This is a genomic window from Streptomyces sp. CBMA123 (assembly GCF_014596465.1).
GTDB lineage: Bacteria > Actinomycetota > Actinomycetes > Streptomycetales > Streptomycetaceae > Kitasatospora.
In genome coordinates, this window is sequence record NZ_MECK01000534.1 from 1 (window position 1) to 26,240 (window position 26,240).

24 protein-coding genes are annotated in these 26,240 nt (G+C 71.4%); 13 read left to right on the top strand and 11 right to left on the bottom strand.

Going from position 1 to position 26,240, the window contains the following annotated elements; translation table 11 throughout:
• On the bottom strand, nt 1–1,050 hold a 1,050-nt coding region (locus tag BG452_RS35940; RefSeq protein WP_317621389.1), incomplete at its 3' end, for a D-alanyl-D-alanine carboxypeptidase.
• Between the two features lie 143 nt (nt 1,051–1,193).
• On the opposite strand from BG452_RS35940, the gene BG452_RS35945 reads away from it, so the two are divergent.
• Nucleotides 1,194–1,451: an SCO4848 family membrane protein gene (locus BG452_RS35945; RefSeq protein WP_188308533.1), complete on the top strand. Its 258-nt coding sequence runs from the start codon at nt 1,194–1,196 to the stop codon at nt 1,449–1,451.
• A gap of 189 nt (nt 1,452–1,640) precedes the next feature.
• Here BG452_RS35945 and BG452_RS35950 read toward each other — a convergent pair whose 3' ends face one another.
• From BG452_RS35950 to BG452_RS35980, 7 genes are all read right to left on the bottom strand, one after another.
• On the bottom strand, nt 1,641–2,411 hold the full coding sequence (locus BG452_RS35950) for a succinate dehydrogenase iron-sulfur subunit (RefSeq protein WP_188308534.1): 771 nt from the start codon (nt 2,409–2,411) through the stop codon (nt 1,641–1,643).
• The gene (gene sdhA, locus BG452_RS35955; protein WP_188308535.1) at nt 2,411–4,153 is read right to left on the bottom strand and encodes a succinate dehydrogenase flavoprotein subunit; all 1,743 of its coding nucleotides are present in this window, start codon (nt 4,151–4,153) and stop codon (nt 2,411–2,413) included. Before sdhA ends, BG452_RS35950 begins: the two co-directional genes overlap by 1 nt.
• Nucleotides 4,154–4,204: 51 nt before the next feature.
• Entirely contained in the window at nt 4,205–4,696 is a 492-nt protein-coding gene (sdhD, locus tag BG452_RS35960) for a succinate dehydrogenase, hydrophobic membrane anchor protein (RefSeq protein WP_188308536.1), read from the bottom strand.
• 8 nt (nt 4,697–4,704) lie between these two features.
• Nucleotides 4,705–5,085, bottom strand: coding sequence for a succinate dehydrogenase, cytochrome b556 subunit (sdhC, locus tag BG452_RS35965; protein ID WP_188308537.1), 381 nt, complete (start codon nt 5,083–5,085; stop codon nt 4,705–4,707).
• Between the two features lie 335 nt (nt 5,086–5,420).
• Nucleotides 5,421–5,954 carry a 2-oxo-4-hydroxy-4-carboxy-5-ureidoimidazoline decarboxylase gene (locus tag BG452_RS35970; RefSeq protein WP_411293076.1) on the bottom strand — a complete coding sequence of 178 codons (534 nt, stop codon included), beginning with the start codon at nt 5,952–5,954 and terminating at the stop codon, nt 5,421–5,423.
• 264 nt (nt 5,955–6,218) lie between these two features.
• Nucleotides 6,219–7,868, bottom strand: coding sequence for an alpha/beta hydrolase (locus BG452_RS35975; RefSeq protein WP_188308538.1), 1,650 nt, complete (start codon nt 7,866–7,868; stop codon nt 6,219–6,221).
• 76 nt (nt 7,869–7,944) lie between these two features.
• Entirely contained in the window at nt 7,945–8,685 is a 741-nt protein-coding gene (locus BG452_RS35980) for an SDR family oxidoreductase (RefSeq protein ID WP_188308539.1), read from the bottom strand.
• 130 nt (nt 8,686–8,815) lie between these two features.
• Between BG452_RS35980 and BG452_RS35985 the strand changes: the two genes are divergently transcribed.
• The 8 genes from BG452_RS35985 (at nt 8,816) to BG452_RS36015 (ending at nt 19,281) form a co-directional block, all read left to right on the top strand.
• Nucleotides 8,816–10,393, top strand: a complete 1,578-nt coding sequence (locus tag BG452_RS35985; RefSeq protein ID WP_188308540.1) for a methylmalonyl-CoA mutase — start codon at nt 8,816–8,818, stop codon at nt 10,391–10,393.
• A gap of 236 nt (nt 10,394–10,629) precedes the next feature.
• A complete protein-coding gene (locus tag BG452_RS35990; RefSeq protein ID WP_188308541.1) occupies nt 10,630–11,883 on the top strand; it encodes an amidohydrolase in 1,254 nt (417 codons plus the stop codon).
• A gap of 253 nt (nt 11,884–12,136) precedes the next feature.
• On the top strand, nt 12,137–13,192 hold the full coding sequence (locus BG452_RS35995; protein ID WP_188308542.1) for a BMP family protein: 1,056 nt from the start codon (nt 12,137–12,139) through the stop codon (nt 13,190–13,192).
• Between the two features lie 294 nt (nt 13,193–13,486).
• Nucleotides 13,487–15,067 (top strand): ABC transporter ATP-binding protein, encoded by a 1,581-nt coding sequence (locus tag BG452_RS36000; RefSeq protein WP_188308543.1) that lies wholly within the window; start codon nt 13,487–13,489, stop codon nt 15,065–15,067.
• Between the two features lie 3 nt (nt 15,068–15,070).
• On the top strand, nt 15,071–16,225 hold the full coding sequence (locus BG452_RS36005) for an ABC transporter permease (protein ID WP_188308544.1): 1,155 nt from the start codon (nt 15,071–15,073) through the stop codon (nt 16,223–16,225).
• The gene (locus tag BG452_RS46385; RefSeq protein WP_223243226.1) at nt 16,222–17,487 is read left to right on the top strand and encodes an ABC transporter permease; all 1,266 of its coding nucleotides are present in this window, start codon (nt 16,222–16,224) and stop codon (nt 17,485–17,487) included. The genes BG452_RS36005 and BG452_RS46385 overlap by 4 nt, the downstream gene beginning before the upstream one ends.
• A complete protein-coding gene (locus BG452_RS36010) occupies nt 17,484–17,897 on the top strand; it encodes a cytidine deaminase (protein ID WP_317621390.1) in 414 nt (137 codons plus the stop codon). Before BG452_RS46385 ends, BG452_RS36010 begins: the two co-directional genes overlap by 4 nt.
• Before the next feature lie 106 nt (nt 17,898–18,003).
• Complete coding sequence (locus tag BG452_RS36015; protein WP_188308545.1) at nt 18,004–19,281, top strand: thymidine phosphorylase; 1,278 nt, start codon at nt 18,004–18,006, stop codon at nt 19,279–19,281.
• Between the two features lie 63 nt (nt 19,282–19,344).
• Here the strand turns inward: BG452_RS36015 and BG452_RS36020 are convergent, their stop codons facing one another.
• Both BG452_RS36020 and BG452_RS36025 read right to left on the bottom strand, forming a co-directional pair.
• A complete protein-coding gene (locus BG452_RS36020) occupies nt 19,345–19,899 on the bottom strand; it encodes a Uma2 family endonuclease (RefSeq protein ID WP_188308546.1) in 555 nt (184 codons plus the stop codon).
• A gap of 26 nt (nt 19,900–19,925) precedes the next feature.
• Entirely contained in the window at nt 19,926–21,203 is a 1,278-nt protein-coding gene (locus tag BG452_RS36025; RefSeq protein ID WP_188308547.1) for an MFS transporter, read from the bottom strand.
• Between the two features lie 90 nt (nt 21,204–21,293).
• Between BG452_RS36025 and BG452_RS36030 the strand changes: the two genes are divergently transcribed.
• The 3 genes from BG452_RS36030 (at nt 21,294) to BG452_RS36040 (ending at nt 24,183) form a co-directional block, all read left to right on the top strand.
• A complete protein-coding gene (locus BG452_RS36030; protein WP_188308548.1) occupies nt 21,294–22,262 on the top strand; it encodes a LysR family transcriptional regulator in 969 nt (322 codons plus the stop codon).
• 173 nt (nt 22,263–22,435) lie between these two features.
• The gene (locus BG452_RS36035) at nt 22,436–23,593 is read left to right on the top strand and encodes an adenosine deaminase (RefSeq protein WP_188308549.1); all 1,158 of its coding nucleotides are present in this window, start codon (nt 22,436–22,438) and stop codon (nt 23,591–23,593) included.
• A gap of 212 nt (nt 23,594–23,805) precedes the next feature.
• Nucleotides 23,806–24,183 (top strand): ATP-binding protein, encoded by a 378-nt coding sequence (locus tag BG452_RS36040; protein ID WP_188308550.1) that lies wholly within the window; start codon nt 23,806–23,808, stop codon nt 24,181–24,183.
• Between the two features lie 88 nt (nt 24,184–24,271).
• Here the strand turns inward: BG452_RS36040 and BG452_RS36045 are convergent, their stop codons facing one another.
• Complete coding sequence (locus BG452_RS36045) at nt 24,272–24,457, bottom strand: PspC domain-containing protein (protein WP_188308551.1); 186 nt, start codon at nt 24,455–24,457, stop codon at nt 24,272–24,274.
• 379 nt (nt 24,458–24,836) lie between these two features.
• On the opposite strand from BG452_RS36045, the gene BG452_RS36050 reads away from it, so the two are divergent.
• Entirely contained in the window at nt 24,837–26,225 is a 1,389-nt protein-coding gene (locus BG452_RS36050) for a hypothetical protein (protein WP_188308552.1), read from the top strand.
• Nucleotides 26,226–26,240 lie beyond the last annotated feature (15 nt).

Below are 26,240 nucleotides of genomic sequence, written 5' to 3' on the forward strand. Positions count from 1 at the left end.
GTGCGGCGGCGGAGCGGGGGCACCCGCGGCGCTGCCCGCCTGGCCGGTCGGCTCCTCGCCGCCGGCCTGCTTCTCGTCGACCAGCCGGCCGACCGGCTGCACCTTGCCCGCCGCGGCGAAGCCCCAGTCCAGCAGCTCGGCCGTCTCGTCGTACACCCTCTGGTAGCTGGCCGGGTGCATCACCGTCACCAGCAGGGTCCGCCCGCCCCGCTCGGCGGCGCCGACGAAGGTCGAGCCGGCGTTGGTGGTGGTGCCGTTCTTCACCCCGATCAGGCCGGGGTACTTGCCCAGCAGCCGGTCGGTGTTGGCGATCCCGAAACTGCCGCGCTGGCCGGTGTTCTTGTCGACGGCCCCCGGGAACATCGCGTCCCGGGTCGCGCAGTACATCCGGAAGTCCGCGTTGCGCAGGCCGGAACGGGCGAACAGCGAAAGGTCGTAGGCCGAGGACACCTGGCCGTCCATGTCGTAGCCGTCCGGGGAGATCACCTTGGTGTCCCGGGCCTGCAGGGCGTCGGCGCGGGCCTGCATCTCGTTGACGGTCGGCTGGATGCCGCCGTTCATGTGCGACAGGACGTGCACGGCGTCGTTGCCCGAGCTCAGGAACACCCCGCGCCACAGGTCCTCGACCCGGTAGTCCAGGTTCTCCTTGATGCCGACCAGGCTGCTGCCGGCGCCGATGTTCTGGATCTCCTCGTCGGCGACCCGGTGCACCGCGTTGCGGTCGAACTTGGGCAGCACGGTGTCCGCGAAGAGGATCTTCAGAGTGCTCGCCGGGGGCAGCCGGAGATGCGGGTTGTAGGCCGCCAGTACGTCCCCCGACGTGGCGTCGGAGACTATCCAGGACAGGCCGGTGAGGTCCGTCGGCAGCGCCGGGGCCCCCTGCAGCGGATTGACCTGGACCCCGGGGAGGCCGAGCCGCTCACCGCCGACCGCGCTCGGCGGTGGCGGCGCCTGCGGGGCCGCGACCGCCGCCGGGGCGGCGAGCAGAACCGGGAGGGCCGCGGTGACCGCGGCGCACGACAGCGCGAAGGTATGACGGGGTGTGGGCACCGACTGACCGTACCCATCGCGCGGCTCCGGCGTACGCCACACCGGACGGGTCCCCCGCATGAGGGGTCCGCCCTACGCCGATCGGCGGCCCGCGCATACTGGGGAGGCACCCCGCCTCCACACTCCCCGCCGAGGACCGCCCCATGAAGCTCAGCCGCCGCACCTCCTGGTTCCTGACCGCCTTCGGCGTCTGGTCGATGATCATCTGGACCACCTTCGTCAAGAACCTGTGGAAGGACTCCGGCGGCCAGGCCTTCGTCAACGGCGACCACTCCCAGCCCACCGCCTTCTTCTGGATCCACCTGCTCCTCGCCGTCACCTCCTTCCTCCTCGGCATCGCCGTCGGCGCCATCGGCGTCCGCGGCCTCCGCGCCACCCGCCGAGCCCCGGTCGTGGACTGACGAATCTCCGTTGCCGCGGCCAGTCCCCACCGGCACGATCCTCACCGCTCGCACGCGCGTTCTGGACGCGCCGATCACAAGGGGTGGGGAATCTCCATGAAACTTTCGCGCGCCCGCTGAGCTGGGTCCGGGGACGGCGAAGGCCCCGCCCGAGTGATCGGGCGGGGCCTTCGGCCTGTCAGGCGGGGATCAGAAGCGGCGGGTGACCAGCGCCCGCTTCACTTCCTGGATCGCCTTGGTGACCTCGATGCCACGCGGGCAGGCCTCGGAGCAGTTGAAGGTGGTGCGGCAGCGCCACACGCCCTCGCGGTCGTTGAGGATCTCCAGGCGCTGCTCGGCACCCTCGTCGCGCGAGTCGAAGATGAAGCGGTGCGCGTTGACGATGGCGGCCGGGCCGAAGTACTGGCCGTCGTTCCAGAACACCGGGCAGGACGACGTGCACGCGGCGCACAGGATGCACTTGGTGGTGTCGTCGAAGCGCTCGCGGTCCTCGGCGGACTGCAGGCGCTCGCGGGTCGGGTCGTTCCCCTTGGTGATGAGGAACGGCATGACGTCCTTGTACGCCTGGAAGAACGGGTCCATGTCCACGACCAGGTCCTTGAGGACCGTCAGGCCCTTGATGGCCTCGATCGTGATCGGCTTCTCCGGGTCGACGTCCTTGATCAGGGTCTTGCAGGCCAGCCGGTTGCGGCCGTTGATCCGCATGGCGTCGGAGCCGCAGATGCCGTGCGCGCAGGAACGGCGGTAGGTGAGGGTGCCGTCCTGCTCCCACTTGATCTTGTTGAGCGCGTCCAGGACGCGCTCCTTCGGGTCCATCGTCAGCTGGTAGTCGACCCACACCGGGTCCGGGTGCTCCTCCGGGTTGAACCGGCGGATCCGGAAGGTGACGGTGATCAGCTGGGCGGCACCGCTCTCGGCCGCGTCCAGAGCGGCCGAGTGCTCCACGGTCGGAGTGCTCATCAGTACTTACGCTCCATCGGCTGGTAGCGGGTCGTGACGACCGGCTTGTAGTCGAGGCGGATGGAGGTCGTGCCGTCGGCGGCGACCTCCTGGTACGCCATGGTGTGCTGCATGAACTTCACGTCGTCACGGGTCGGGAAGTCCTCGCGGTAGTGGCCGCCGCGGGACTCCTCGCGGGCCAGCGCGGAGACGGCCAGCACCTCGGCCAGGTCGAGCAGGTTGCCCAGCTCGATGGCCTCCAGCAGGTCCGTGTTGTACCGGAAGCCCTTGTCCTGGATGGAGACGTTCTTGTAGCGCTCCCGCAGCGCGGCGATGTCCTCGACCGCCTGCTTCAGGGTGGCGCCGGTGCGGTACACCATCGCGTTGGCGTCCATGGTCTCCTGCAGCTCCTTGCGGATCTGCCCCACGGACTCGGTGCCGGTCGACTCGCGCAGCTTCTCGACCATGCCCTGGACCAGCTCTTCCGGGTTCTCCGGCAGCGGGACGAACTCGTTGGCGTTGGCGTAGTCGGCGGCGGCGATGCCCGCGCGACGGCCGAACACGTTGATGTCCAGCAGCGAGTTGGTGCCCAGGCGGTTGGCGCCGTGCACGGAGACGCAGGCGACCTCGCCGGCCGCGTACAGGCCCGGGACGACCTCGGTGTTGTTGCGCAGGACCTCACCCTCGACGTTGGTCGGGATGCCGCCCATGGCGTAGTGCGCGGTGGGCTGGATCGGGATCGGGTCCGTGTAGGGCTCGATGCCGAGGTAGGTGCGCGCGAACTCGGTGATGTCCGGGAGCTTGGCGTCCAGCTGCTCCGGCGGCAGGTGGGTGAGGTCCAGGTAGACGTGGTCGCCCTCCGGACCGCAGCCGCGGCCCTCGCGGATCTCGGTGTAGATCGCGCGGGAGCAGACGTCACGGGACGCGAGGTCCTTCATGACGGGGGCGTAGCGCTCCATGAAGCGCTCGCCGTCCTTGTTGCGCAGGATGCCGCCCTCGCCGCGGGCGCCCTCGGTGAGCAGGATGCCCATGCGCCAGATGCCGGTCGGGTGGAACTGGAAGAACTCCATGTCCTCCAGCGGCAGGCCGCGGCGGTAGGCCACCGCCTGGCCGTCACCGGTGAGGGTGTGGGCGTTCGACGAGACCTTGAAGAACTTGCCGGTGCCGCCGGAGGCGAACACGACCGACTTGGCCTGGAAGACGTGGATCTCGCCGGTGGCCAGCTCGTAGGCGACGACGCCGGCCGTCTTGCCCTCGTTGATCAGCAGGTCGAGGACGTAGAACTCGTTGAAGAACTCGACGCCGTGCTTGACGCAGTTCTGGAACAGCGTCTGGAGGATCATGTGGCCGGTGCGGTCGGCCGCGTAGCACGAGCGGCGGACCGGGGCCTCGCCGTGGTTGCGGGAGTGGCCGCCGAAGCGGCGCTGGTCGATCCGGCCCTGCTCGGTGCGGGAGAAGGGCAGGCCCATCTTCTCCAGGTCGAGGACGGCGTCGATGGCCTCCTTGCACATGATCTCGGCGGCGTCCTGGTCGACCAGGTAGTCACCACCCTTGACCGTGTCGAAGGTGTGCCACTCCCAGTTGTCCTCCTCGACGTTGGCCAGGGCGGCGCACATGCCGCCCTGGGCCGCGCCGGTGTGGGACCGGGTCGGGTAGAGCTTGGTCAGGACGGCGGTGCGGCTGCGCTGCGTCGACTCGATGGCCGCGCGCATGCCGGCGCCGCCGGCGCCGACGATGACGGTGTCGTACTGGTGAATCTGCATGGGGGGTTAACTCGCCTCTGGCCTCTGCCGATGGTCGATGGTGCTCGCGGCTCAGATGTTGGGGTCGAAGGTGAAGATCACCAGGGTGCCCAGCAGCACGGTGAACACCGTGGCGGTCCCCATCAGCCCCTTGAGCCAGAGCCGGGTCGAGTCCTTCTCGGCGTAGTCGTTGATGACCTGACGCATGCCGTTGGCGCCGTGCAGCATGGCGAGCCAGAGCATCAGGAGGTCCCAGCCCTGCCAGAACGGCGAGGCCCAGCGGCCGGCCACGAAGGCGAACCCGATCTTGGAGACACCGCCGTCGAGCACCAGCATGATCAGCAGGTGACCGAGGATCAGCACGACCAGGACGACACCGGACAGGCGCATGAAGAGCCAGGCCAGCATCTCGAAGTTGGTGCGGGTGCGGCGCGGGGTCTTCTTGGTCCGCTGGCGCGGCGGCTCGATGACGAAGGCGTCGGCGGGGTTGCCGGTGCCGAGGCCCTTGCCGGTGTGCGCCTGCTTGGACGGGACGACGAGCGCGTCGGAGTATTCCGTGGACATCAGTCAGCTCACTTCCCGAACCAGGCGATCAGCGTGTGCTGCAGGATGCCGTAGAAGGAGCCGGCCATCAGGACGACCCAGACTCCGACGACGGACCAGAGCATCTGCTTCTGGTACTTCGGGCCCTTGGACCAGAAGTCCACCGCGACGACCCGCAGGCCGTTGAGCGCGTGGAACAGGATGGCGGCCACCAGGCCGTACTCCATCAGGTTCACGAGTGGAGTCTTGTACGTCTGAATGACGGTGTCGTAGGACTCCGGCGACACTCGCACCAGGGCGGTGTCCAGGACGTGGGCGAACAGGAAGAAGAAGATGAGGACGCCGGTGACTCGATGAGCCACCCAGCTCCACATGCCTTCCCGGCCGCGGTACAGCGTTCCAGCCGGCACGGAAAAACCCTCCGGAAGCGGATTGGGGGCTCGGCCGGCTTCGGTGTCGGTCAGCCCGGCCGGGTACGGTCCACCGGCCGCCAGCATCCTATCGACGCCTTGTCGGGAACCGCCTCCGGGGTCCCCAGGTGTGATCAATCAGGCACTTCTGGCCTAGCGGAGCGGGAACCGGGCTGCTACTCATCACCCTGAGTGATGACTTGACTCCACTGTGCTGCCGCGCGCGTCCGTCTCCGACGGGGCCGAACCGGTGATCGGGTTCATCCTGACGGATGAACCGGGTCCGATCGCCCCGGCGCGCCGGACCGGCCGGCGTGCCGGGGCGTGTCGTGGCCTCAGCGGGCCCCGGCCTCCGAGTGGGTGGCGACCAGGTGCTCCAGCCGGGTGAGGGCGATCCGCCGGAGTTCGTCCGCCGCGATCAGCCGCTCCTCGTCCGGGTCGTTGGCCAGCCGGGTGCGGATGGAGGAGAGCACGGTGTCGAGCATCTCCTCCGGGGCGACGCCGTCCAGGCAGACCACGAAGACGTGGCCGAACCGGGCCTCGTAGGCGGCGTGGGCCGCCCGCAGCGCGGTGTGCGCGGCCTGGCTGCCGGGGGCGCGCATGCCGAGCAGGGGCTGGGGCATCCAGCTCTCGTCGGCGAGGGCCTCGGCGAGGTCCGCCGGGCGCAGGTCGTAGGAGGCCTCGCTGGCGGCGGCCAACAGGGACTCTATGTCGGGGTAGGGGCGGTGGGCGGTGAGTCGCAGGGCCCAGCGGTGGCTGCCGCAGCAGGCCAGCAGGGCCTCCTCGGCGGCGCCGGCGTCCGCTTCGTTGAAGCGGTGCAGCCCGAGGAGGGTCGGCTCGGTGCTGGCGTCGGGCCGCTGTGACGGGATGTCGCTGGCCAGCGGGTCCTCCTCGGGAGGGCGGAAGGCCGGTGGGGTGGGGTGGAGCACTGGGACCGCGGGGCTGCGGAGGGGCGTGCGGCGCCGTTCTGGCAGCTCCTCAAAGGTAGTTGAGCTGTCATCAGTTGGGGAGGGCGCGCGCGGAATTCATCCGGACGAGCTATCAAGTTGTGACGTTGACACCTTCGTGTCATCGCCCTCCCCGCCCGGCTCTGCCGGCGAGGGGCCCGCACGCGGGCCCCTCGCCGGGGCGGCTCAGCCGCAGCGGGTCCCCTCGGCCGGCAGGGTGCCGTCCGTCAGGTAGGCGTCCATGGCCTGGTCGATGCAGGTGTTGCCCTTGCCGAAGGCGCCGTGGCCCTCGCCCACCCGGGTGAGCAGGGTGGCCCTGGCGAAGCCCTTGGCCAGCTTCTCGGCGGAGGAGTACGGGGTCGCCGGGTCCCCGGTGGTGCCGACCACCAGGATCGGCGCGGCGCCCTCGGCGCGGATCGGGTGCGGCTTCTCCTGGGTCTGGAACGGCCAGTGGGCGCAGCCCGGCTCGGTGTAGTCGGCCACCGTGACGCCCTTGGAGAGCAGCGGCGCCTCGGCGAGCAGCCGGTCGACCGCCTGCTGGGCGTGCTCGGGGGTGGGCGCCGGGCGGGCGGCGTCGGCGCAGCTGATCGCCCTGTTGGCCTCGTCCATCGGGCTGTAGTGGCCCTTCTGGTCGCGGCCGTTGTAGTCGTCGGCGAAGGCCATCAGGTAGTCGCCCTTGCCGCGCACCATGGCCCAGCCGAGGCTGTTCCGCAGGTACTGCCAGGAGGTCTTCTCGTCGCCGTAGAGCAGCGAGATGACGCCGGTCCAGGCCATGTCGCGGCCGAGCTCGCGGCCGTCCTTGGTGGTCAGCGGGTGGTCGTGGAGGCCGTCCAGGAAGTCGGCGGCCTTCTTGGCGGCCTTGTTCCTGTCCTTGCCGAGCGGGCACTCGTCGGCGTGGTTCTCGACGCAGTCGACGGCGAAGCGCTCGAAGGACTTCTCGAAGCCGACCTGCTGGTCGACGCCGTGGTCGAGGGTGTCCTGGGCCGGGTCGACGGCGCCGTCCAGGATCAGCCGGCCGGTGTTCTGCGGGAACTCCTCGGCGTACAGGGCGCCCAGGTAGGTGCCGTAGGAGATGCCCAGGTAGTTGAGCTTCCGGTCGCCGACGACGGCGCGCAGCACGTCCAGGTCGCGGGCGGTGTTGCGGGTGCCGACGAAGGGCAGCAGCCTGCCGGACTTGGCCTGGCAGGCGGCGGCGTGGTCGGTGGACTGCTTGACCTGGGCGGCCTTGCGCTCGGCGGGGTCGTCCGGCGCGTCCAGCTGGTTGACGGCGTCGAGCTGCTTGTCGTCGTAGCAGACCACGGGGGCGCTGCTGCCGGTGCCGCGCGGGTCGAAGCCGATCACGTCGAAGCGGCTGTGCAGGGTGCCGGCGAAGTCCTTGGCGCCGTACTCGACCATCTCGACGCCGGAGGCGCCGGGGCCGCCGGGGTTGACCATCAGCGAGCCGATCCGCTTGTCCTGGTCGCCGGCCCGGTACCTGATCAGCGCGAGGTCGATCGCGTCGGCGGCCGGGTCGGCGTAGTCGAGCGGGACGTGCAGCTTGCCGCACTGCATGCCGGAGGTGTCGATCTTCGCCTGCTCGGCCTTGGGGTCGGCCGGGCAGTCCGCCCAGGTGATCTGCTGGCCGTAGAAGGCCTTGAGCGCCGGGTCGGCCTCGCCCTTGGGTTTCGGAGTCGGGGTCGGGGTGGCCGTGGGGCTCGCGGGGGCGGGCGCGGTGGTGCCGGAGGCCTGGTCCTGGGCCGTGGGGGCGGTGGCGCCGCAGGCGGAGGTGAGCAGGAGGGCGCCTGCCGCCACGGCGGTGAGCAGAACCCGTGGGCGGGCGGCCCGGAAGATCGTCATCGCACGTATGTACCACTTGTGTACGACGCGTGTTCGATCGGGGGTGCGGGCCGCTCCGCTGGCACGGGCTCCGGATTCAGCCGCGGTGGACCTTGTGGTTGGCGGCCTGGGCCCGGGGGCGGACCACCAGCAGGTCGATGTTCACGTGCGAGGGCCGGGTGACCGCCCACGCCACGGTGTCCGCGATGTCCTCCGAGGTCAGCGGCTCGGCCACGCCCGCGTAGACGGCGGCGGCCTTCTCCTCGTCACCGCGGAAGCGGGTGACCGCGAAGCCCTCGGACTTCACCATGCCGGGCGCGATCTCGATCACCCGGATCGGCTCCCCGCACAGCTCCAGCCGCAGCGTCGCCGCGATGGTGTGCGCGGCGTGCTTGGCCGCGACGTAGCCGCCGCCGCCCTCGTACGCGGCCAGCGCGGCGGTCGAGGAGAGCACCAGCACGGTGCCGTCGCCGGTCGCGCGCAGGGCGGGCAGCAGCGCCTGGGTCATGTGCAGCACGCCGAGCACGTTCACCTCGTACATGGCCCGCCAGTCGGCCGGGTCGCCGTTCTCGACGCTCTCGGCGCCGATCGCGCCGCCGGCGTTGTTCACCAGGACGTCCACCCGGCCGACCTCGGCCGCGAAGGCGTCCACGGCGGCCCGGTCGGTGACGTCCAGCGTGTACGCGCTCCCGCCGATCTCCTTGGCCAGCGCCTCGATCCGCTCGGTCCGGCGGGCGGTCAGCACCACCTCGAAGCCCTCGGCGGCCAGCCGGCGGGCGGTCGCCGCGCCGATTCCGCTGCTGGCACCGGTGACCACGGCCACCTTCTGCTCGGTCATTGCCACTCCCTGGGGCTCATCCGGTCGTTCACCCGATCATCTCAACCGCGTCCGCGCGCCCGCCGCCCGGTCGGGCCCTAGATTGCGAGGGGACCGACCCCCTGCACCCCGCCGACCCGTGGAGTGACCCATGGCTGCCGCAGAATCCGGCTTCCCGATCGAGCCGCTGTACGGCCCCGAGGCGCTGGCCGGCTGGGACCCGGCAGCCCGGCTGGGCCGGCCGGGGGAGTACCCGTACACCCGGGGCGTCCACCCGACGATGTACACCGGCCGGCCGTGGACGATGCGCCAGTACGCGGGCTTCGGCACCGCCGCCGAGTCCAACGCCCGCTACCGCCGGCTGATCGAGGGCGGCGGCACCGGCCTCTCGGTGGCCTTCGACCTGCCCACCCAGATGGGCTACGACTCGGACGCGCCGCGCGCCGCCGGGGAGGTCGGCAAGGTGGGCGTGGCGGTGGACAGCGTCGAGGACATGGCGGTGCTCTTCGACGGCATCCCGCTCGGCGCGGTGTCCACCTCGATGACCATCAATGCGCCCGCCGCCGTCCTCCTGCTGCTGTACCAACTGGTCGGCGAGGCCCAGGGGGTGGCGTCCTCGGCGCTCACCGGCACGGTGCAGAACGACGTGCTGAAGGAGTACATCGCCCGGGGCACCTACATCTTCCCGCCGGAGCCCTCGCTGCGGCTGGCCGCCGACGTGTTCCGGTACTGCCGGGCCGAGATCCCGCGCTGGAACACCATCTCCGTCTCCGGCTACCACATGGCCGAGGCCGGCGCCGATCCGGCGCAGGAGGTCGCCTTCACCCTGGCCAACGGGATCGCCTACGTCCGGACCGCGCTCGCCGCCGGGATGGCCGTGGACGACTTCGCGCCCCGGCTCTCCTTCTTCTTCGTGGCCCGCACCACGCTGCTGGAGGAGGTCGCCAAGTTCCGTGCCGCGCGCCGGATCTGGGCCAGGATCATGCGCGAGGAGTTCGGCGCGAAGGACCCCCGCTCGCAGATGCTGCGCTTCCACACCCAGACCGCCGGGGTGCAGCTCACCGCCCAGCAGCCCGAGGTGAACCTGGTCCGGGTCTCGGTGCAGGCGCTGGCGGCGGTGTTCGGCGGCACCCAGTCGCTGCACACCAACGGTTTCGACGAGGCGATCGCGCTGCCCACCGAGAAGGCCGCCCGGCTGGCCCTGCGCACCCAGCAGGTGCTCGCCCACGAGACCGACGTGACCGCCACCGTCGACCCCTTCGCCGGCTCCTACGCGGTCGAGTCGCTGACCGACGCCGTCGAGGAGTCCGTGCTGGCGCTGCTGGCCCGGGTCGAGGAGCAGGGCGGCGCGGTGGCCGCGATCGAACGGGGCTTCCAGAAGGGCGAGATCGAGCGCAGCGCCTACCGGATCCAGCAGCGGACCGACTCCGGCGAGCGCACGGTGGTCGGCGTCAACCGGTTCCGGCTGGACGAGGAGGAGCCGTACCAGCCGCTGCGGGTTGACCCGGCGATCGAGCGCCGGCAGGCCGGGCGGCTGGCCCGGCTGCGGGCCGAGCGCTCCGGCCGGGCCGTCACCCGGACGCTGGACGCGCTGCGCCGTACGGCGGAGGGCCCGTCGAACGTGCTGTACCCGATGAAGGAGGCGCTGGCCGCCCGGGCCACCGTCGGCGAGGTCTGTGACGCGCTGCGCGGGGTCTGGGGCACGTACGTTCCGGTGGAGCGTTTCTGAATTCGTCGAACCGGTGTGCGAATTTGATGAACTGAGCTGTCGTCAGGGTGACCCGACTGTCAAGGCGGTGGGGGCCGTGACCACCGGCCCGGGTGATCGTTGCACAGGGCAAGCAATCCGGGGAAGGCGGCAGAAACGAGATGTCATACCCACCTGTCCGGCCGGTATGCGCCCATCCGGGGACTAGTTTTCCGGAAGTCGGGCCTAATCCCCCCAACGGGCCTATTCTTGGGGAGATGAACCGTCCTGAGCCCGCTCAGCCGGGCGTCACTCTCGCCGTCGCACGCCCCGCCGCCGAACTCCGCGACCGGGTCCGGACGCTGGAGCCCGAGCTGATCGCCTTCCGTCGTGATCTGCACCGGCACCCGGAGCTGGGGCGCCAGGAGTTCCGCACCACCGGCCTGCTGCGCGACCGGCTGGTGGCGGCGGGCCTGGAGCCGCGGGTGCTGCCCGGCGGCACCGGTCTGCTGGTCGACATCGTCCCGGCCGGCACCGCCCCGGGCACCGAGTTCCTGGCCTTCCGCGCCGACATCGACGCGCTGCCCATCGACGACGCCAAGACCGATGTGCCGTACCGCTCGACCGTTCCCGGCCGGGCCCACGCCTGCGGCCACGACGTGCACACCTCGGTGGTGCTCGGCACCGGCCTGGTGCTGGCCGAGGCCGTCCGCTCCGGCGAGCTGCGCCGCCCGGTCCGGCTGGTGTTCCAGCCGGCCGAGGAGGTCATGCCGGGCGGGGCGCTGGACGTCATCAACGCGGGCGGGATGGACGGCGTCGGCCGGATCTTCGCGGTGCACTGCGACCCGAAGGTGGAGGTCGGCCGGATCGCCCTGCGGGTCGGGGCGATCACCTCGGCCTGCGACCGGCTGGTGCTGCACCTGGACGGCCCCGGTGGGCACACCGCCCGCCCGCACCTGACCACCGACCTGGTGACCGCGATCGCCCGGATGGCCGCGGACCTCCCGGCCGCGCTGGCCCGTCGGATGGACCCGCGCTGGGGCGTCAGCCTGGTCTGGGGCCGGATCGCGTCGGGCTCCGCGCCCAACGTCATCCCGCAGCACGCCGAACTGGAGGGCACCGTCCGCTGCCTGGAGCTGGACGGCTGGCGGGAGGCGCCGGACCTGCTGCACGAGCTGATCGCCAAGCTCGCCGAGACCTACCGGGCCAAGTGGACGCTGGACTACCACCGGGGGGTGCCGCCGGTGGTCAACGAGGCGGTCTCGGTCGCGCGGCTGGAGGAGGCGATGACCGCCCGGTTCGGACAGGGCGGCGCCGAGGTGGTGGAGGGGACCGAGCAGAGCCTGGGCGGCGAGGACTTCTCCTGGTACCTGGAGCACGCCCCGGGCGCGCTGGCACGTCTGGGCGTCCGCACCCCCGGCGACGTCACCGTCCGTGACCTGCACCAGGGCCGGTTCGACGTGGACGAGCGGGCGATCGGCGTGGGTGTGGAACTGTTCGCGGCGCTGGCTCTGGAGGACGACCGGATCTGACCGTTTCCTGGGGGTATGTGGCCCACCTGTGACCGGGTTGTCGAGATCCAGGGTTCCGAACGGTCCGTAAACTGGGCCGTACCAATCTTGGATCACCGTCCGCGAGCGGGAAAAAGAGCCTTCGGAAGGCCCTCAGACCACGGTTTGATAACAACCCGAATGCTCTGGCACCCCGTAACACAACCGTGTTCTACGCGCGTTACGGTGGCGTCCGACCACGCTAATCGGGTGCGTGTGAGAAGGAGATACTCCCTTGCGCCGTTCAATGAAGCTCGCCGCGGTTGTGCTCTCGGGTTCCCTGGGCATGGCCTCGCTCGCCGCTTGCGGCGCAAAGAGCACTGACAGTAACGCTTCTTCGGGTTCGTCCGACGCTCTCAAAGTCGGTATGGCCTATGACATCGGCGGCCGTGGCGACCAGTCCTTCAACGACTCCGCCGCGCGTGGTCTCGACAAGGCCAAGGCCGACCTGGGCGTCTCCGTCACCGAGGCCGAGGCCAAGCCGGGCGAGGCCGAGGCCGACAAGGAGACCCGCCTGAAGAACCTGGTCGACGCCGGCTACAAGACCGTCATCGCGGTCGGCTTCGTCTACCAGCCGGCGGTCAACAAGGTTGCCAAGGACAACCCGAACGTCAAGTTCGCGATCATCGACTCGAACGACAAGGACCAGCCGTCCAACGTCACCTCGCTGCTCTTCGCCGAGCAGGAGGGTTCGTACCTCGCCGGCGTCGCCGCCGCGAACAAGTCGAAGAGCCACCACATCGGCTTCATCGGTGGTGTCCAGACCGAGCTGATCAAGAAGTTCGAGGCCGGTTACAAGGCGGGCGCCAAGTTCGCCGACCCGAACATCCAGATCGAGACGACCTACCTCACCACGCCCCCGGACTTCACCGGCTTCGGCGCGCCCGACAAGGGCAAGGAAGCCGCGCAGGGCCAGCTGGACAAGGGCGCGGACGTCATCTACTCCGCCGCCGGCGCCTCCGGCGCGGGTGCCATCGAGGCCGTCTCCAACGCGGGCAAGCTCGCCATCGGCGTCGACTCCGACCAGGCCAGCCAGCCGGCCCTGGCGAAGTTCAAGACCAGCATCATGACCTCGATGGTCAAGAACGTCGACACCGCGGTGTACTCGTACATCGACTCGATCAAGAAGGGCACGCCGTTCACCGGCATCAAGCTCTTCGACCTGAAGGCCAACGGTGTCTCGCTCGCCACCACCGGCGGCAAGATCGACGACATCCAGGACAAGCTGAAGGCCGCCGCCGACTCCATCACCAGCGGCGCCACCAGCATCCCGACCACGCCGGCCAACTAAAGCCCGCGCGTCTCGGACGCGACCCGCGCCTGCCGCCTGCCCGGCAGCGCGATGATCGACACAGTTCACGGGAGGGGCCCGGAAGGGTGCGCTCAACGCGTACCCCCGGGCCCCGTTCCGTCCCCCCGTTTCCCCCCTTGGCCCTCCGAGCGCAACGACGCGCCTCCAGACCACCAGGAGACCGCCATCACCGCATCAGACCCCGTCCCCCTGCGCAAGGACGGCACCCCCAGCGCGGGGACGGCGACACCGGCCGTCGAGCTGCGCGGCATCACCAAGCGCTTCCCCGGAGTCGTGGCCAACCACGACATCAACCTCACCGTCCGCACCGGCACCGTGCACGCCCTGATGGGCGAGAACGGCGCCGGCAAGTCGACGCTGATGAAGATCCTCTACGGCATGCAGAAGCCGGACGAGGGCACCATCGCGATCAACGGCGAGCTGTGCGAGTTCGGCACCCCGGGCGACGCCATCGCCCGCGGCATCGGCATGGTGCACCAGCACTTCATGCTCGCCGACTACCTCACCGTGCTGGAGAACGTCGTCCTCGGCGGCGAGAAGCTCCACGGCATCGGCGCCGACGCGAAGGCGAAGATCAAGGAGATCTCCGACCAGTACGGCCTGGGCGTGCGCCCGGACGCCCTGGTCGAGGACCTCGGCGTCGCCGACCGCCAGCGCGTCGAGATCCTCAAGGTGCTGTACCGCGGCGCCAAGATCCTGATCCTCGACGAGCCGACGGCCGTGCTCGTCCCGCAGGAGGTCGACGCGCTGTTCGACAACCTGCGCGAGCTCAAGGCCGAGGGCGTCACCGTCATCTTCATCTCGCACAAGCTGCACGAGGTGCTCGCGGTGGCCGACGCGATCAGCGTCATCCGGCGCGGCACCACGGTCGGCGACGCCGACCCGAAGGCCGTCACCGCCCGCCAGCTGGCCGAGCTGATGGTCGGCGCCGAGCTGCCCTCCCCGGAGAGCCGCGAGTCGACCGTCACCACCACCGAGATGCTCGACGTCAAGGATCTGCGGATCGCCAAGACCGACGCCGAGGGCATCGAGCGCGTCGTCCTGGACGACATCTCGCTGCGCATCCACAAGGGTGAGATCCTCGGCATCGCCGGCGTCGAGGGCAACGGCCAGGCCGAACTGGTCGAGGCCATCATGGGCATGCTGCCGCTGGACGGCGGCAGCGTCCTCCTGGACGGCAAGGACCTCTCCGGCACCCTGACCCGGGCCCGCCGCGAGGCCGGCATCGGCTACATCCCCGAGGACCGCCACAAGCACGGCCTGCTGCTGGAGGCCCCGCTCTGGGAGAACCGGATCCTCGGCCACGTCACCGAGGCGCCCAACTCCAGCGGCGTGCTGCTCAAGCCGGCCGCCGCCCGCGAGGACACCTGGCGGATCGTCGAGGAGTACGACGTCCGTACTCCCGGCATCGAGGTCACCGCGGCGTCGCTCTCCGGCGGCAACCAGCAGAAGCTGATCATCGGCCGCGAGATGAGCCACCAGCCCAAGCTGCTGATCGCCTCCCACCCGACCCGCGGTGTGGACGTCGGTGCGCAGGCGCAGATCTGGGACCACATCCGGTCCGCCCAGCGCCAGGGCCTGGCCGTCCTGCTGATCTCGGCCGACCTGGACGAGCTGATCGGCCTCTCCGACACCATCCGGGTCATCTACCGCGGCCGCCTGGTCGCCGACGCCGACCCGGCCACCGTCACCGCCGAGGACCTCGGGACCGCGATGACCGGTGCCGCCGCCGGCCACCTGGAGTCCGACCCGGAGGCCGTCGCCGAGGCGCAGGCCGTCGCCGCCGAGGGCACCGAGGCCGCGGCCGAGCACCCGCACACCGACACCGCCGACGACCCGCAGGCGGGGGAGTAACCCATGACCAGTCCCAACCCCGCCGCCAAGCGCAGTCTGGCGCAGCGGATCAGCGGTGAGCGGATCGTGCTCGCACTGGCGGCGCCCGTGCTCGCGGTCCTGCTCTCGGTCGCGATCTGCTCCGTCCTGCTGGCGACCTCGGGCAAGAACCCGTTCGACGCGTGGAACGTGATGATCACGTTCGCCACCAAGTCGGACGGCCAGGTGCTGATCCTCAACCGGAGCACCACCTACTACCTGGCCGCGGCGGCCGCGGCGTTCGGGTTCCGGATGAACCTGTTCAACATCGGCGTCGAGGGCCAGTACAAGGTCGCGGCGCTGTTCGCGGCCTACATCGGCGCCCAGGTCGACCTGCCGTCCTTCATCCAGATCCCGCTGCTGCTGGTCACCGCGATGGTGGTCGGTGGCCTGTACGCGAGCATCGCCGGTCTGCTGAAGGTCTACCGCGGCGTCAGCGAGGTCATCTCGACCATCATGCTGAACTCGATCGCGGTCGCGATCATCGGTCTGCTGCTCGTCCCCGGCATCTTCGCGCCGCAGGTCAGCAGCACCAGCAACTCGATCCAGACCAACCCGGTCTCGCAGTCCAGCCACTTCTTCGGCATCGAGACGGCCGGCGGCACCCTCTGGGGCTTCCTGTTCATCGCGGTCCTGGTCGGCGTGGTCTTCCAGTTCGTGCTGACCCGCACCCGGTTCGGCTTCGACCTGCGCGCCACCGGCCGCTCGGAGTCCGCCGCGACCGCCTCCGGCGTGAACGTCAAGCGCATGGTGGTCATCTCGATGGCCTCCTCCGGCGCGATCGCCGGTCTGATCGGGCTGCCCGAGCTGCTGCAGAACTCGTACTACTTCGGCCAGAGCTTCCAGCCCGGCCTGGGCTTCCTGGGCATCTCGATCGCCCTGTTGGGCCGCAACAGCCCGATCGGCATGGCGTTCGCGGCCCTGCTGTTCGCCTTCCTGGACACCACCGGTGCCCAGCTGCCGCTCCAGGGCGGCTTCCCGTCCGAGATCGTCGCGGTCATGCAGGGCACCATCGTCATCTGCGTCGTCGTCGCGTACGAACTGGTGCGCCGCTACGGCCTGAAGCGCCAGCAGCAGAAGGTCGGCGCTCAGCTCGCCGCCCAGGCCGCGGCCACTGAGAAGAAGGAGGTGTCCGCATGAGCACGGCGACTGCTGCTCGCCCCAAGGCGCCGGGCGCGCCCGCGAAGAAGCGCAAGCTGTCCTGGCCGGTGGTCCTGCTCCTGATCGCGGGCGCCCTGGTCCTGTTCTCGGCCGTGGGCATGGCCACCGGCAACCACTCGCTGACCTCCTCCGGGCAGGTCACCGCCGCGCTCAGCGCCGCCGTCCCGATCGGCATGGCCGGTCTGGGTGGTCTCTGGTCCGAGCGGGCCGGCGTGGTCAACATCGGCCTCGAAGGCATGATGGTCGCCGGCACCTTCTGCGGCGCCTGGGCGGGTTACCTGGTCAACCCGTGGGTCGGCCTGCTGGCCGGCATGCTCGGCGGGGCGCTCGGCGGTCTGCTGCACGCGATCGTCACCGTCACCTTCGGCGTCGACCACATCGTCTCCGGCGTCGGCATCAACCTGCTGATCCCCGGCATCTGCGCGTACGTCAACCGGATCTACTACCGGGACTACCTCTCGGTGGGCGCCGGGCAGAACCAGTCCCCGCCGGCCGACCCGCTGCCGTACATCACCGTTCCGGGACTCTCCTCGGGCCTGAAGAGCATCGAGAACCACCACTGGTTCCTGGTCTCCGACGTCGCGGGCGTGCTCGGCGGCCTGGTCACCAACCTCTCGGTGGTCGTGGTGCTGGCCGCCGCGCTGATCGTGGCCAGCTACTTCCTGCTCTGGCGCACGGTGTTCGGCCTGCGGCTGCGCTCCTGCGGTGAGAACCCGACCGCCGCCGAGTCGCTGGGCGTCAACGTCTACAAGTACAAGTACCTGGCGGTCATCGCCTCGGGCGCCTTCGCGGGCCTCGGCGGTGCGTACCTCTCGCTGGTCGCCTCGCACTTCTACAAGGACGGCCAGACCCTGGGCCGCGGCTTCATCGGCCTCGCGGCGATGATCTTCGGCAACTGGATGCCCGGTGGTCTCGCCATGGGCGCGGGCCTGTTCGGCTTCACCGACAGCCTCCAGCTGCGTGACCCGGAGTCGGTGCACGTGCTGATCCTGACCGTCGCGATCGCGATGGCGCTGCTCGCCCTGTGGCAGCTGTACCGCCGCAAGTTCACCGCAGCGGTGGTCTCCCTCGTGGTGGCCGGCGGCCTGGGTGCCTGGTACGCGCTGACCGACGAGGTGCAGCGTCCGCTGATCGTCGCCACGCCGTACGTGATCACCCTGGTGGTGCTCGCGCTGGCCTCCCAGCGACTGCGGATGCCCAAGGCCGACGGCCAGATCTACCGCAAGGGCCAGGGCAAGTGACGGCCTCCGTGCCGCCCCCGGCGGCGTCCGAGATCGACTGGGAGCGGCTGCGCGAGGCGGCTCGCGAGGCGATGGGCCGCGCGTACGCCCCGTACAGCAAGTTCCCGGTCGGCGCGGCGGCGCTGGTGGACGACGGCCGGCTGATCAGCGGCTGCAACGTGGAGAACGCCTCGTACGGGCTCGGGCTGTGCGCCGAGTGCGGGCTGGTGTCCGCGCTGCACGCCTCCGGCGGCGGCCGGCTGGTCGCCTTCACCTGCGTCGACGGCGCGGGCGAACTGCTGATGCCATGCGGGCGCTGCCGCCAGCTGCTGTACGAGCACGGCGGGCCCGGGCTGCTGGTCGAGCTGGCCTCCGGCGTGAAGCCGATGAGCGAGGTCCTGCCCGACGCGTTCGGGCCGGAGCGGCTCTAGCCTCGGCAATTGTTACGCGCGTAGAGTGTCGCGAGTGGGCCGGAATCCGGTCATCTCGCGGCACTCTACGCTTTTTGACGCATCTGAAACCCCTCTTGGAGCACGCATGGACGCCATCTCCGTCATCAGGACCAAGCGCGACCGCGGAGAGCTGAGCGACGCTCAGATCGACTGGGTCATCGACGCCTACACCCGTGGCGAGGTCGCCGACGAGCAGATGTCCGCGCTGGCCATGGCGATCCTGCTGAACGGCATGAAGCCGCACGAGATCAGCCGCTGGACCGACGCGATGATCCGCTCCGGCGTCCGGATGGACTTCTCCTCGCTCCCGCTGCCCACCAGCGACAAGCACTCCACCGGCGGCGTCGGCGACAAGATCACCCTCCCGCTCGCCCCGCTGGTCGCCGCCTGCGGCGCCGCCGTCCCGCAGCTGTCCGGCCGGGGCCTGGGCCACACCGGCGGCACCCTGGACAAGCTGGAGTCCATCCCCGGCTGGCGCGCCCTGCTCTCCAACGACGAGATGATGGACGTCCTGCGCGACGCCGGCGCCGTCATCTGCGCGGCCGGCGACGGCCTCGCCCCCGCCGACAAGAAGCTCTACGCGCTGCGCGACGTCACCGGCACCGTCGAGGCCATCCCGCTGATCGCCTCCTCGATCATGTCGAAGAAGATCGCCGAGGGCACCGGCGCGCTGGTGCTCGACGTCAAGGTCGGTTCCGGCGCCTTCATGAAGAACCTGGACGACGCCCGCGAACTCGCCCGCACCATGGTCGGCCTGGGCACCACCGCCGGGGTCAACACCGTCGCCCTGCTCACCGACATGTCCACCCCGCTCGGCCTCACCGCGGGCAACGCGCTGGAGGTCCGCGAGTCCGTCGAGGTGCTGGCCGGCGGCGGCCCCGCCGACGTCGTCGAACTCACCCTCGCCCTGGCCCGCGAGATGCTCGCCGCGGCCGGCGTGCACGGCAAGGACCCGGCCGACGCCCTGCGCGACGGCTCCGCGATGGACCACTGGCGCCGCATGATCGCCGCCCAGGGCGGCGACGTCGACGCCCCGCTCCCGGTCGCCCGCGAGCAGCACGTCATCCCCGCTCCCGCCTCCGGCGTGCTCACCGAGCTGGACGCCTACGCGATCGGCGTCTGCGCCTGGCGCCTGGGCGCCGGCCGGGCCCGCAAGGAGGACCCGGTCCAGGCCGGCGCCGGCGTCGAGATGCACGCCAAGCCCGGCGACACCGTCGTGGCCGGCCAGCCCCTGCTGACCCTCCACACCGACACCCCGGAGCGCTACGACTACGCCATCGAGGCCCTGAAGGGCGGCGTCACGGTCGCCCCGGAGGGCACGGCGTTCACCCCGAACCCGATCGTCCTCGACCGCATCGCCTGACATCGGTCATGACCGAGCCGCCCGCCGGTGCACCGGCGGGCGGCTCCGCGTTTTCGCCGGACTTCAGGCGTAGGTGAGCAGCCCGCCGGTGTCGAGGGTCCAGGGGCCGACCGTGATCGTGTCGCCGAAGTCGAACTTCTCACGGGACTCGTAGCCCGATTCGGAGTGCACGATGCCGGTGCCGGTGCGGGGATCGACGATCAGGTAGAACGGGATGCCCATGGCCGAGTAGTCGCGGACCTTGTTGTGGTAGTCGTTCTCGGGGTTGGAGGCGGAGACGATCTCCACCACGAGCAGGACCTCGTGCGGGAGAACCGCTCGCTGCTCCCCCTCCAAGGTCGCCTCGGGGAAGACCATCAGATCCGGGTTGCGCAGCTGACCGAGTCCGGCATCCTGCAGGTCCGCACCGTGGTAGGCGATGTGACCCGGGTGAGTGGACGGCAGCTGGGCGTTGAGCTGTCGGGCGATGCGCAGCACGGCGAGCTCGTGGCGCTTCACCGGCGACATCATCATGATGATCTGACCGTCGGCGATCTCGACCTTCCCTACCCCCGGCACCTTCGGCAGCTGATCCGCGATCTCAAGCAGCCTGGTGTACGTAGCAGGATCGACGCTCATACCCCCGAGTGTATCGGCGGAGTCTGTCAAGCGTCCGCGACCGCTCGCCTCGTGCTATGCGCCTGGTGGGTGGCGTACAGGGTGACGGCGGCGGCGAGGGTCATGGCGGTGAGGCCGACGGTGGCGGCGCCGGGCCAGCCGGTGGCGTGGTAGGCGTCGGCGCCGAGGGCGCCGCCGAGGCTGTTGCCGAGGTAGTAGGCGATCAGGTAGAGGGCGGAGGCCTGGGCGCGGCCCTCGGTGGCGGTGCGGCTGACGGCGGACGAGGCGGTGGCGTGGCCGGCGAAGAAGCCGGCGGTGATCAGCACCAGGCCGAGCAGTGCGCAGAGGAGTGAGTCGGCGAGCGAGAGCAGCAGGCCGGCGGCGGTGACGCCGATGGCGACGTAGAGGGCGCCGCGGCGGCCGAGGCGGCCGGAGAGACGGCCGGCCGCGGCGGAGGTGCCGGTGCCGACCAGGTAGACCACGAAGATCGAGGCGGCGACCGACTCCGGCAGGTGGAAGGGCGCGCCGATCAGCCGGTAGCCGACGGTGTTGTAGACCGCGCCGAACACCGCCATGAACAGCATCGCGAGCGCGTACAGCCGCACCAGCAGTGGGTTGCGCAGGTGCCGGCCGACGGTGCGGGCGAGGGCGCGGGCGTCCACCGGGGCCGGGGTGAAGTGCCGGGCGGCGGGGATCAGCAGCCGGAAGGCGAGCGCGGCGAGCAGCGCGAGGGCGGCGGAGGCGGCCAGGCCCCAGCGCCAGCCGAGGGCGGCGGCGGTCCAGCCGGAGACGAGCCGGCCGCCCATGCCGCCGATGCTGTTGCCGGCCACGTACAGGCCCATCGCGGAGGCCAGCGCGCTGGGGTGGACCTCCTCGGCGAGGTAGGCCATCGCGGTGGCGGGGAGTCCGGCGAGGGCGGCGCCCTGGAGGACGCGCAGCACGACGAGGGTGGTGAGGCCGGGGGCGAAGGGCAGCGCGACGGCGAGGGCGGAGGCGGCGAGGACGGAGGCCGTCATCACCGCGGTGCGGCCGTACCGGTCGGAGAGCGCGCTGGCGGGGAGCAGTCCGACGGCGAGGCCGAGGGTGGCGGCGGAGGCCGTCCAGCTGGCCTGGCCGGGGGTGAGGTCGAGGTCGGCCGAGAGGACCGGCAGCAGGCCCTGGGTGGAGTAGAGCAGGACGAAGGTGGCGACCCCGGCGGCGAACAGGGCGAGGATGGCGCGGCGGAAGTCGGGCCGGCCGGGGCGGTGGCGGTCGTCCTGGTCGGGGGTACGGGCGGGGGAGGCATCCGGGGCGGGCGCGGATGCCCTGGTATCGGCGGGCTGCATGGCTTCGACGGTAGGCCGGTGCGCTTGATGCGTCCAATGCATGAAGAGTGGATGATCGATGCACTGGTGTATGAGTCGAGGTGAGGCGGGATGACCGTGGCGGAACTGCCGGACGGAACGGAGCAGCGGTACCGGGCGGCCGAGTTGGGGCCGGAGGAGCCGGCCGTCCGGCTGGCGCCCAGGCTGGCGCAGTTCGCCGCGGTGGCCCGGCTGGAGCACGTGACCCAGGCGGCGGCGCTGCTCGGGGTGCCGCAGCCGACGCTGTCGCGCGCGGTGGCCCGGCTGGAGGAGGAGCTGGGGGTGGACCTGCTGGCCCGTCAGGGCCGGACGGTGCGGCTGACCAGGGCGGGCCGGCTGCTGCTGGCCTCGGTGGAGCGGGCGTTGGCGGAGCTGGAGCGCGGTGCGGAGGCGGCCCGGGCGGAGGCGGACCCGGCGGTGGGGCGGGTGGCCTTCGGCTTCCTGCACACGATGGGTCCGGACGCCGTCCCGGCGCTGCTGCGCGGCTTCCGGGCGGCGCACCCGCAGGTGCGGTTCCAGCTGGTGCAGGACTACGGCATGGCGATGCTGGAGCGGTTGCGGGCGGGCGAGTTGGACCTGTGCCTGGTCGCGCCGCTGCCGGACGACCCGGCCTTCACCGTCCGTCCGCTGGACGAGCAGCGGCTGCACCTGGCCGTCCCGGCGGACCACCGGCTGGCCGGCCGGCGGCGGATCCGGCTGGCGGAGGTGGCCGAGGAGCCGTTCGTCGGGCTGGAGGACGGGTACGGGCTGCGCGTGATCACGGACGGCTTCTGCGCGCAGGCCGGGTTCGTGCCCCGGCTGGCCTTCGAGGGGGAGGAGGCCGAGACCCTGCGCGGGCTGGTGGCGGCCGGGCTGGGGGTGGCGCTGCTGCCGCCGGCGCTGGTGCCGCGGCCCGGGGTGGTGGAGCTGGAGGTGACGGCGCCGCGGACCCGCCGGGCGATCGGTCTGGCCTGGGCGGCGGGGCGTCCGCTGACGCCGCCGGTGGCGGCGTTCCGAGACTTCGTGCTGTCCCGGCGGGGGCGGCTGCTGCACCACGACTGAACGGCCCGGACCGTACTCGGACCACCGCGGCCGGGCCGTCGCGGCCGGGGGGCCGGCGAATCCGGGGCTTTGGTGGATCCTATGGACCGGGCGGAGGAATTCCCGGTGCACTTTGGACCATTCGGTGGTGCTCCCGGTGGTGGGTCTACGCGCGTAGGGGCTATATTTCCGCAATGGAGAAGCAGATCCCCGTCACCACCGCGGGCACCGGCCCGCGCATTCCCACCCCCGACCAGATCCGGCGCGCGCCGAAGGTCCTGCTGCACGACCACCTCGACGGCGGGCTGCGCCCCGAGACCATCGTCGAGCTCGCCGCCGCGACCGGCTACGAGGGGCTCCCGACCACCGACGCCAAGGAACTCGGCGAGTGGTTCCGCGAGGCCGCCGACTCCGGCTCGCTGGTCCGCTACCTGGAGACCTTCGCGCACACCTGCGCCGTCATGCAGACCCGCGAGTCCCTGATCAAGGTCGCCGCCGACTGCGCCGAGGACCTGGCCGCCGACGGCGTCGTGTACGCCGAGGTCCGCTACGCCCCCGAGCAGCACCTGGAGGGCGGCCTGTCCCTGGACGAGGTCGTCGAGGCCGTCCAGGAGGGCTTCCGCCTCGGTGAGTCCAACGCCCGCGCGGCCGGCCACCGGATCCGCGTCGGCACCCTGATCACCGCGATGCGGCACGCCGCCCGCTCGCAGGAGATCGCCGAGCTGGCGAACCGTCACCGCGACCAGGGCGTCGTCGGCTTCGACATCGCGGGCGCCGAGGCCGGCTACCCCCCCACCCGCCACCAGGCCGCCTTCGACTACCTCAAGGGCGAGAACAACCACTTCACCATCCACGCGGGCGAGGCCTTCGGCCTGCCGTCGATCTGGGAGGCCCTGCAGTGCTGCGGCGCCGACCGGCTCGGCCACGGCGTGCGGATCGTGGACGACATCACGGTGAACGAGGACGGCAGCGTCGAGCTGGGCCGGCTGGCCGCGTACGTGCGCGACAAGCGCATCCCGCTGGAGATGTGCCCGACCTCCAACCTCCAGACGGCGGCGGCCACTTCGTACGCCGAGCACCCGATCGGGCTGCTCAGCCGGCTGAAGTTCCGGGTCACCGTGAACACCGACAACCGGCTGATGAGCGGCACCAGCATGAGCCAGGAGTTCGGGCACCTGGTGGACGCCTTCGGTTACACGCTGGGCGACATGGAGTGGTTCACGGTGAACGCGATGAAGTCCGCGTTCCTGCCCTTCGACGAGCGGCTGGCGATGATCAGCGACGTGATCAAGCCGGGCTACGCCGAGCTCAAGGCGGAGTGGCTGTTCAGCGCGGGTGCCGGCGGCCGCTGAGCCCGGGCCGCCCCGCGGTCGGATGAACGCGACTTCCGGGCAAGGAAATTGGCGTTCATCCGACTACTCACTCGGGTGAGTGAACGCCCTTTGGTTCTCGCGCGACCCTGTCACTACGGTGTGCCAGTCATTGCTGACAGGTCGTGGCGACGGTCGCCCGTCCGCCGCCCCGCGCGATGTCGGCCACCGACGAAGACTCAAGGGGACGAACCATGAAGCAGGCTCTCAAGGCCGCCGGCACCGCGGCGCTCGGCATCGCCATCGCGGCGGTCGGCGCAGGCACCGCCTCCGCGGCGACCGGCCAGGCGGCCGGCGGCCTCGGGCTGCCCACCGGCGCGGTGACGAACCCCGCGGTGACCGGTGCGGTCACCGACACCGCCGCCAAGCTGCCCGGCGGCGACAAGGTCGCCGGCACCCTCGGCACCCTGGCCCCGACCGCCGGTCAGGCCGCCCCCGCGCCCGCCGCCGACGCCGCCCCGATCGCCGGTGTCACCCAGCAGCGCGCCGGTGCGCTCCCGGGTGTCCCCGGCCTGGACAAGACCCCGGTCGGTGGGCTGGCCGGCGCCCTGCCGGGCCTGCCGCTGGGCTGATCCGCCCGCACCGCACGACGACGGGCCGCCCGCCCCCGGAGGAAACCCCGGGAGCGGGCGGCCCGTCGCCATGCCCGCCCGTACGGCCTCACGGCTCCTGGGGGAGCAGCACCCACAGCGCGAGGTAGACCAGGAACTGTGGGCCGGGCAGCAGGCAGGACAGCAGGAAGATCAGGCGGACGGTCCACGGGGTGAGGCCGAAGCGCTCGGCGATCCCGGCGCAGACACCGGCGATGACACGGTTGTGACGGGGGCGGGCGAGGCGCGCGCTCATGGGGACTCCTTGGGCCGGCGGCCCGGCCGGGCGGTCCGGCGGGCGTACTTCCATGCTCCGCCGTCGCGGGCCCGAAAGCCTCCGCCCCCCAGGCGATCCTCGACCCTGCCCACTCACCGGGAAGACGGAGGCCCGAATCGGGGTCGCCCTCAGGGTCACCCTGAGAGCGAAGATCCCGCGAGCCCGCGGCGAATGTCCATCCGGAGTTTCCCGAGGAGGGAAAACCCGGTCGCGCAGTGGTGCGGCGCCGGCGATATGATTCCGCGGTCGCTGATGGTGGGGGGCATTCCGGCGGCGCCTTCACGGCCTCAATAGGCCCCTCACGCCTGCGATTTCGCACCTTTATCGGGCTACGCCCGAATTCTCCCGTGAGGTTCCGTTGCGCAATCAGCCCCGCAGACTCCTCGCCGCGGCCGCCGCTGCCGCCCTGGCCTCCGGCGTCGCCCTGGCCTCGGCCCCGGCCGCCCTCGCGGCCCCGACGGCCGGCCCGACGGCTCCCACCCCCGGCCCGCACGGCTGGGCCTCGCCGGTCGTGATCACCACGAGCGGCTTCCCGACCACGGTCAGGGCGGGCACCTCGGTCGAGTTCACCTCGACCCTCAAGAACACCGCCGACCACCAGATGGACGTGACGACCGACTTCGGCGTCGCGGCGGCCGGCAGCGGCCTCAAGCAGAGCCAGCTCAAGCTGGAGTACCAGCGCCCCGGCGGCGCGCAGTGGCAGGACGCCAGGACGGACAACACCGGAACCGGCGGAGTCTGGGCGCTGGACGAGTTCGCCACCCAGCTGCACCTGGCGGCCGGCGCCGAAGCCACCTACCGGCTGCGGCTGACCTTCACCGCCGACGCCGCCCCCGGCTCGGCCGGCGCGGCCCTCAGCGCGGTGGCCTCGGACCCGACCCTGCCCCCGGAGCAGCGCACCACCCGGGCCTCCGGCGGCACCCCGAACTTCACCATCGAGAGCAGCACCCCGACCACCCCGGCCCCGGTCGGGCTCCCGGACGTGAAGATCGAGGGCCTGCCCGCCTCCTTCACCGCCGGTGGTGAGGCGAAGCCGTTCAAGGCCGTCTACGGCAACCACACCGGCACCGACCTCCGGGTCGTCCCGGCGATCGTGTTCCAGGGCGAGGGCATGATCCGCGCGGACATGGTCAGGCTCGAGTTCCAGACCCGGACGGGCGAGTGGATCGCCGGGACCCCGGAATGGCACGACCTCCCCGGCACCCAGCTGGACGTCGAACTGCGCAGCGGCAACAAGGACGCCGACGTCATCGCGCTGCCGAACGGCGAGACCCGTACGGTCAACCTGCGGCTCGCCTGGACCAAGGACGCCCCCGCGGCGGCCGAGTCGGTGTTCGCCGACGGGTACAGCCTGGCCGGCCCGGGCGGGACCGAGCGCGGCACCTCCAGCCCGAAGGCCGACTTCAGGATCGAGGCCGCCGCGGGCGCTACCGGCACCCCGGCTCCGGCTCCGTCCACCACCGCCCCGGTCACCCCGGTCACCACCGACCGGTCCACCGTCGCCGCCGTCCCGGCCGCGCAGGTGACCACCGCTGCGCCGAGCCCGGCCGCCGACACCGCGCAGACCACCCGCACCGTGCAGGCCGCCGCGGCCCCGCCCGCCGCCGCCGAGACCGGGCTGGCCTCCACCGGCGGCGGTTCCTCGTCCGCCCCGATGGCGATCACCGGCGCGACCGCCATCGCCCTCGGCGTCGGCATCCTGGTCGTGGCGCGCCGCCGCAAGGGCGCGCAGGGCGCCGGGAACTGACCCCGGACAGCAGGA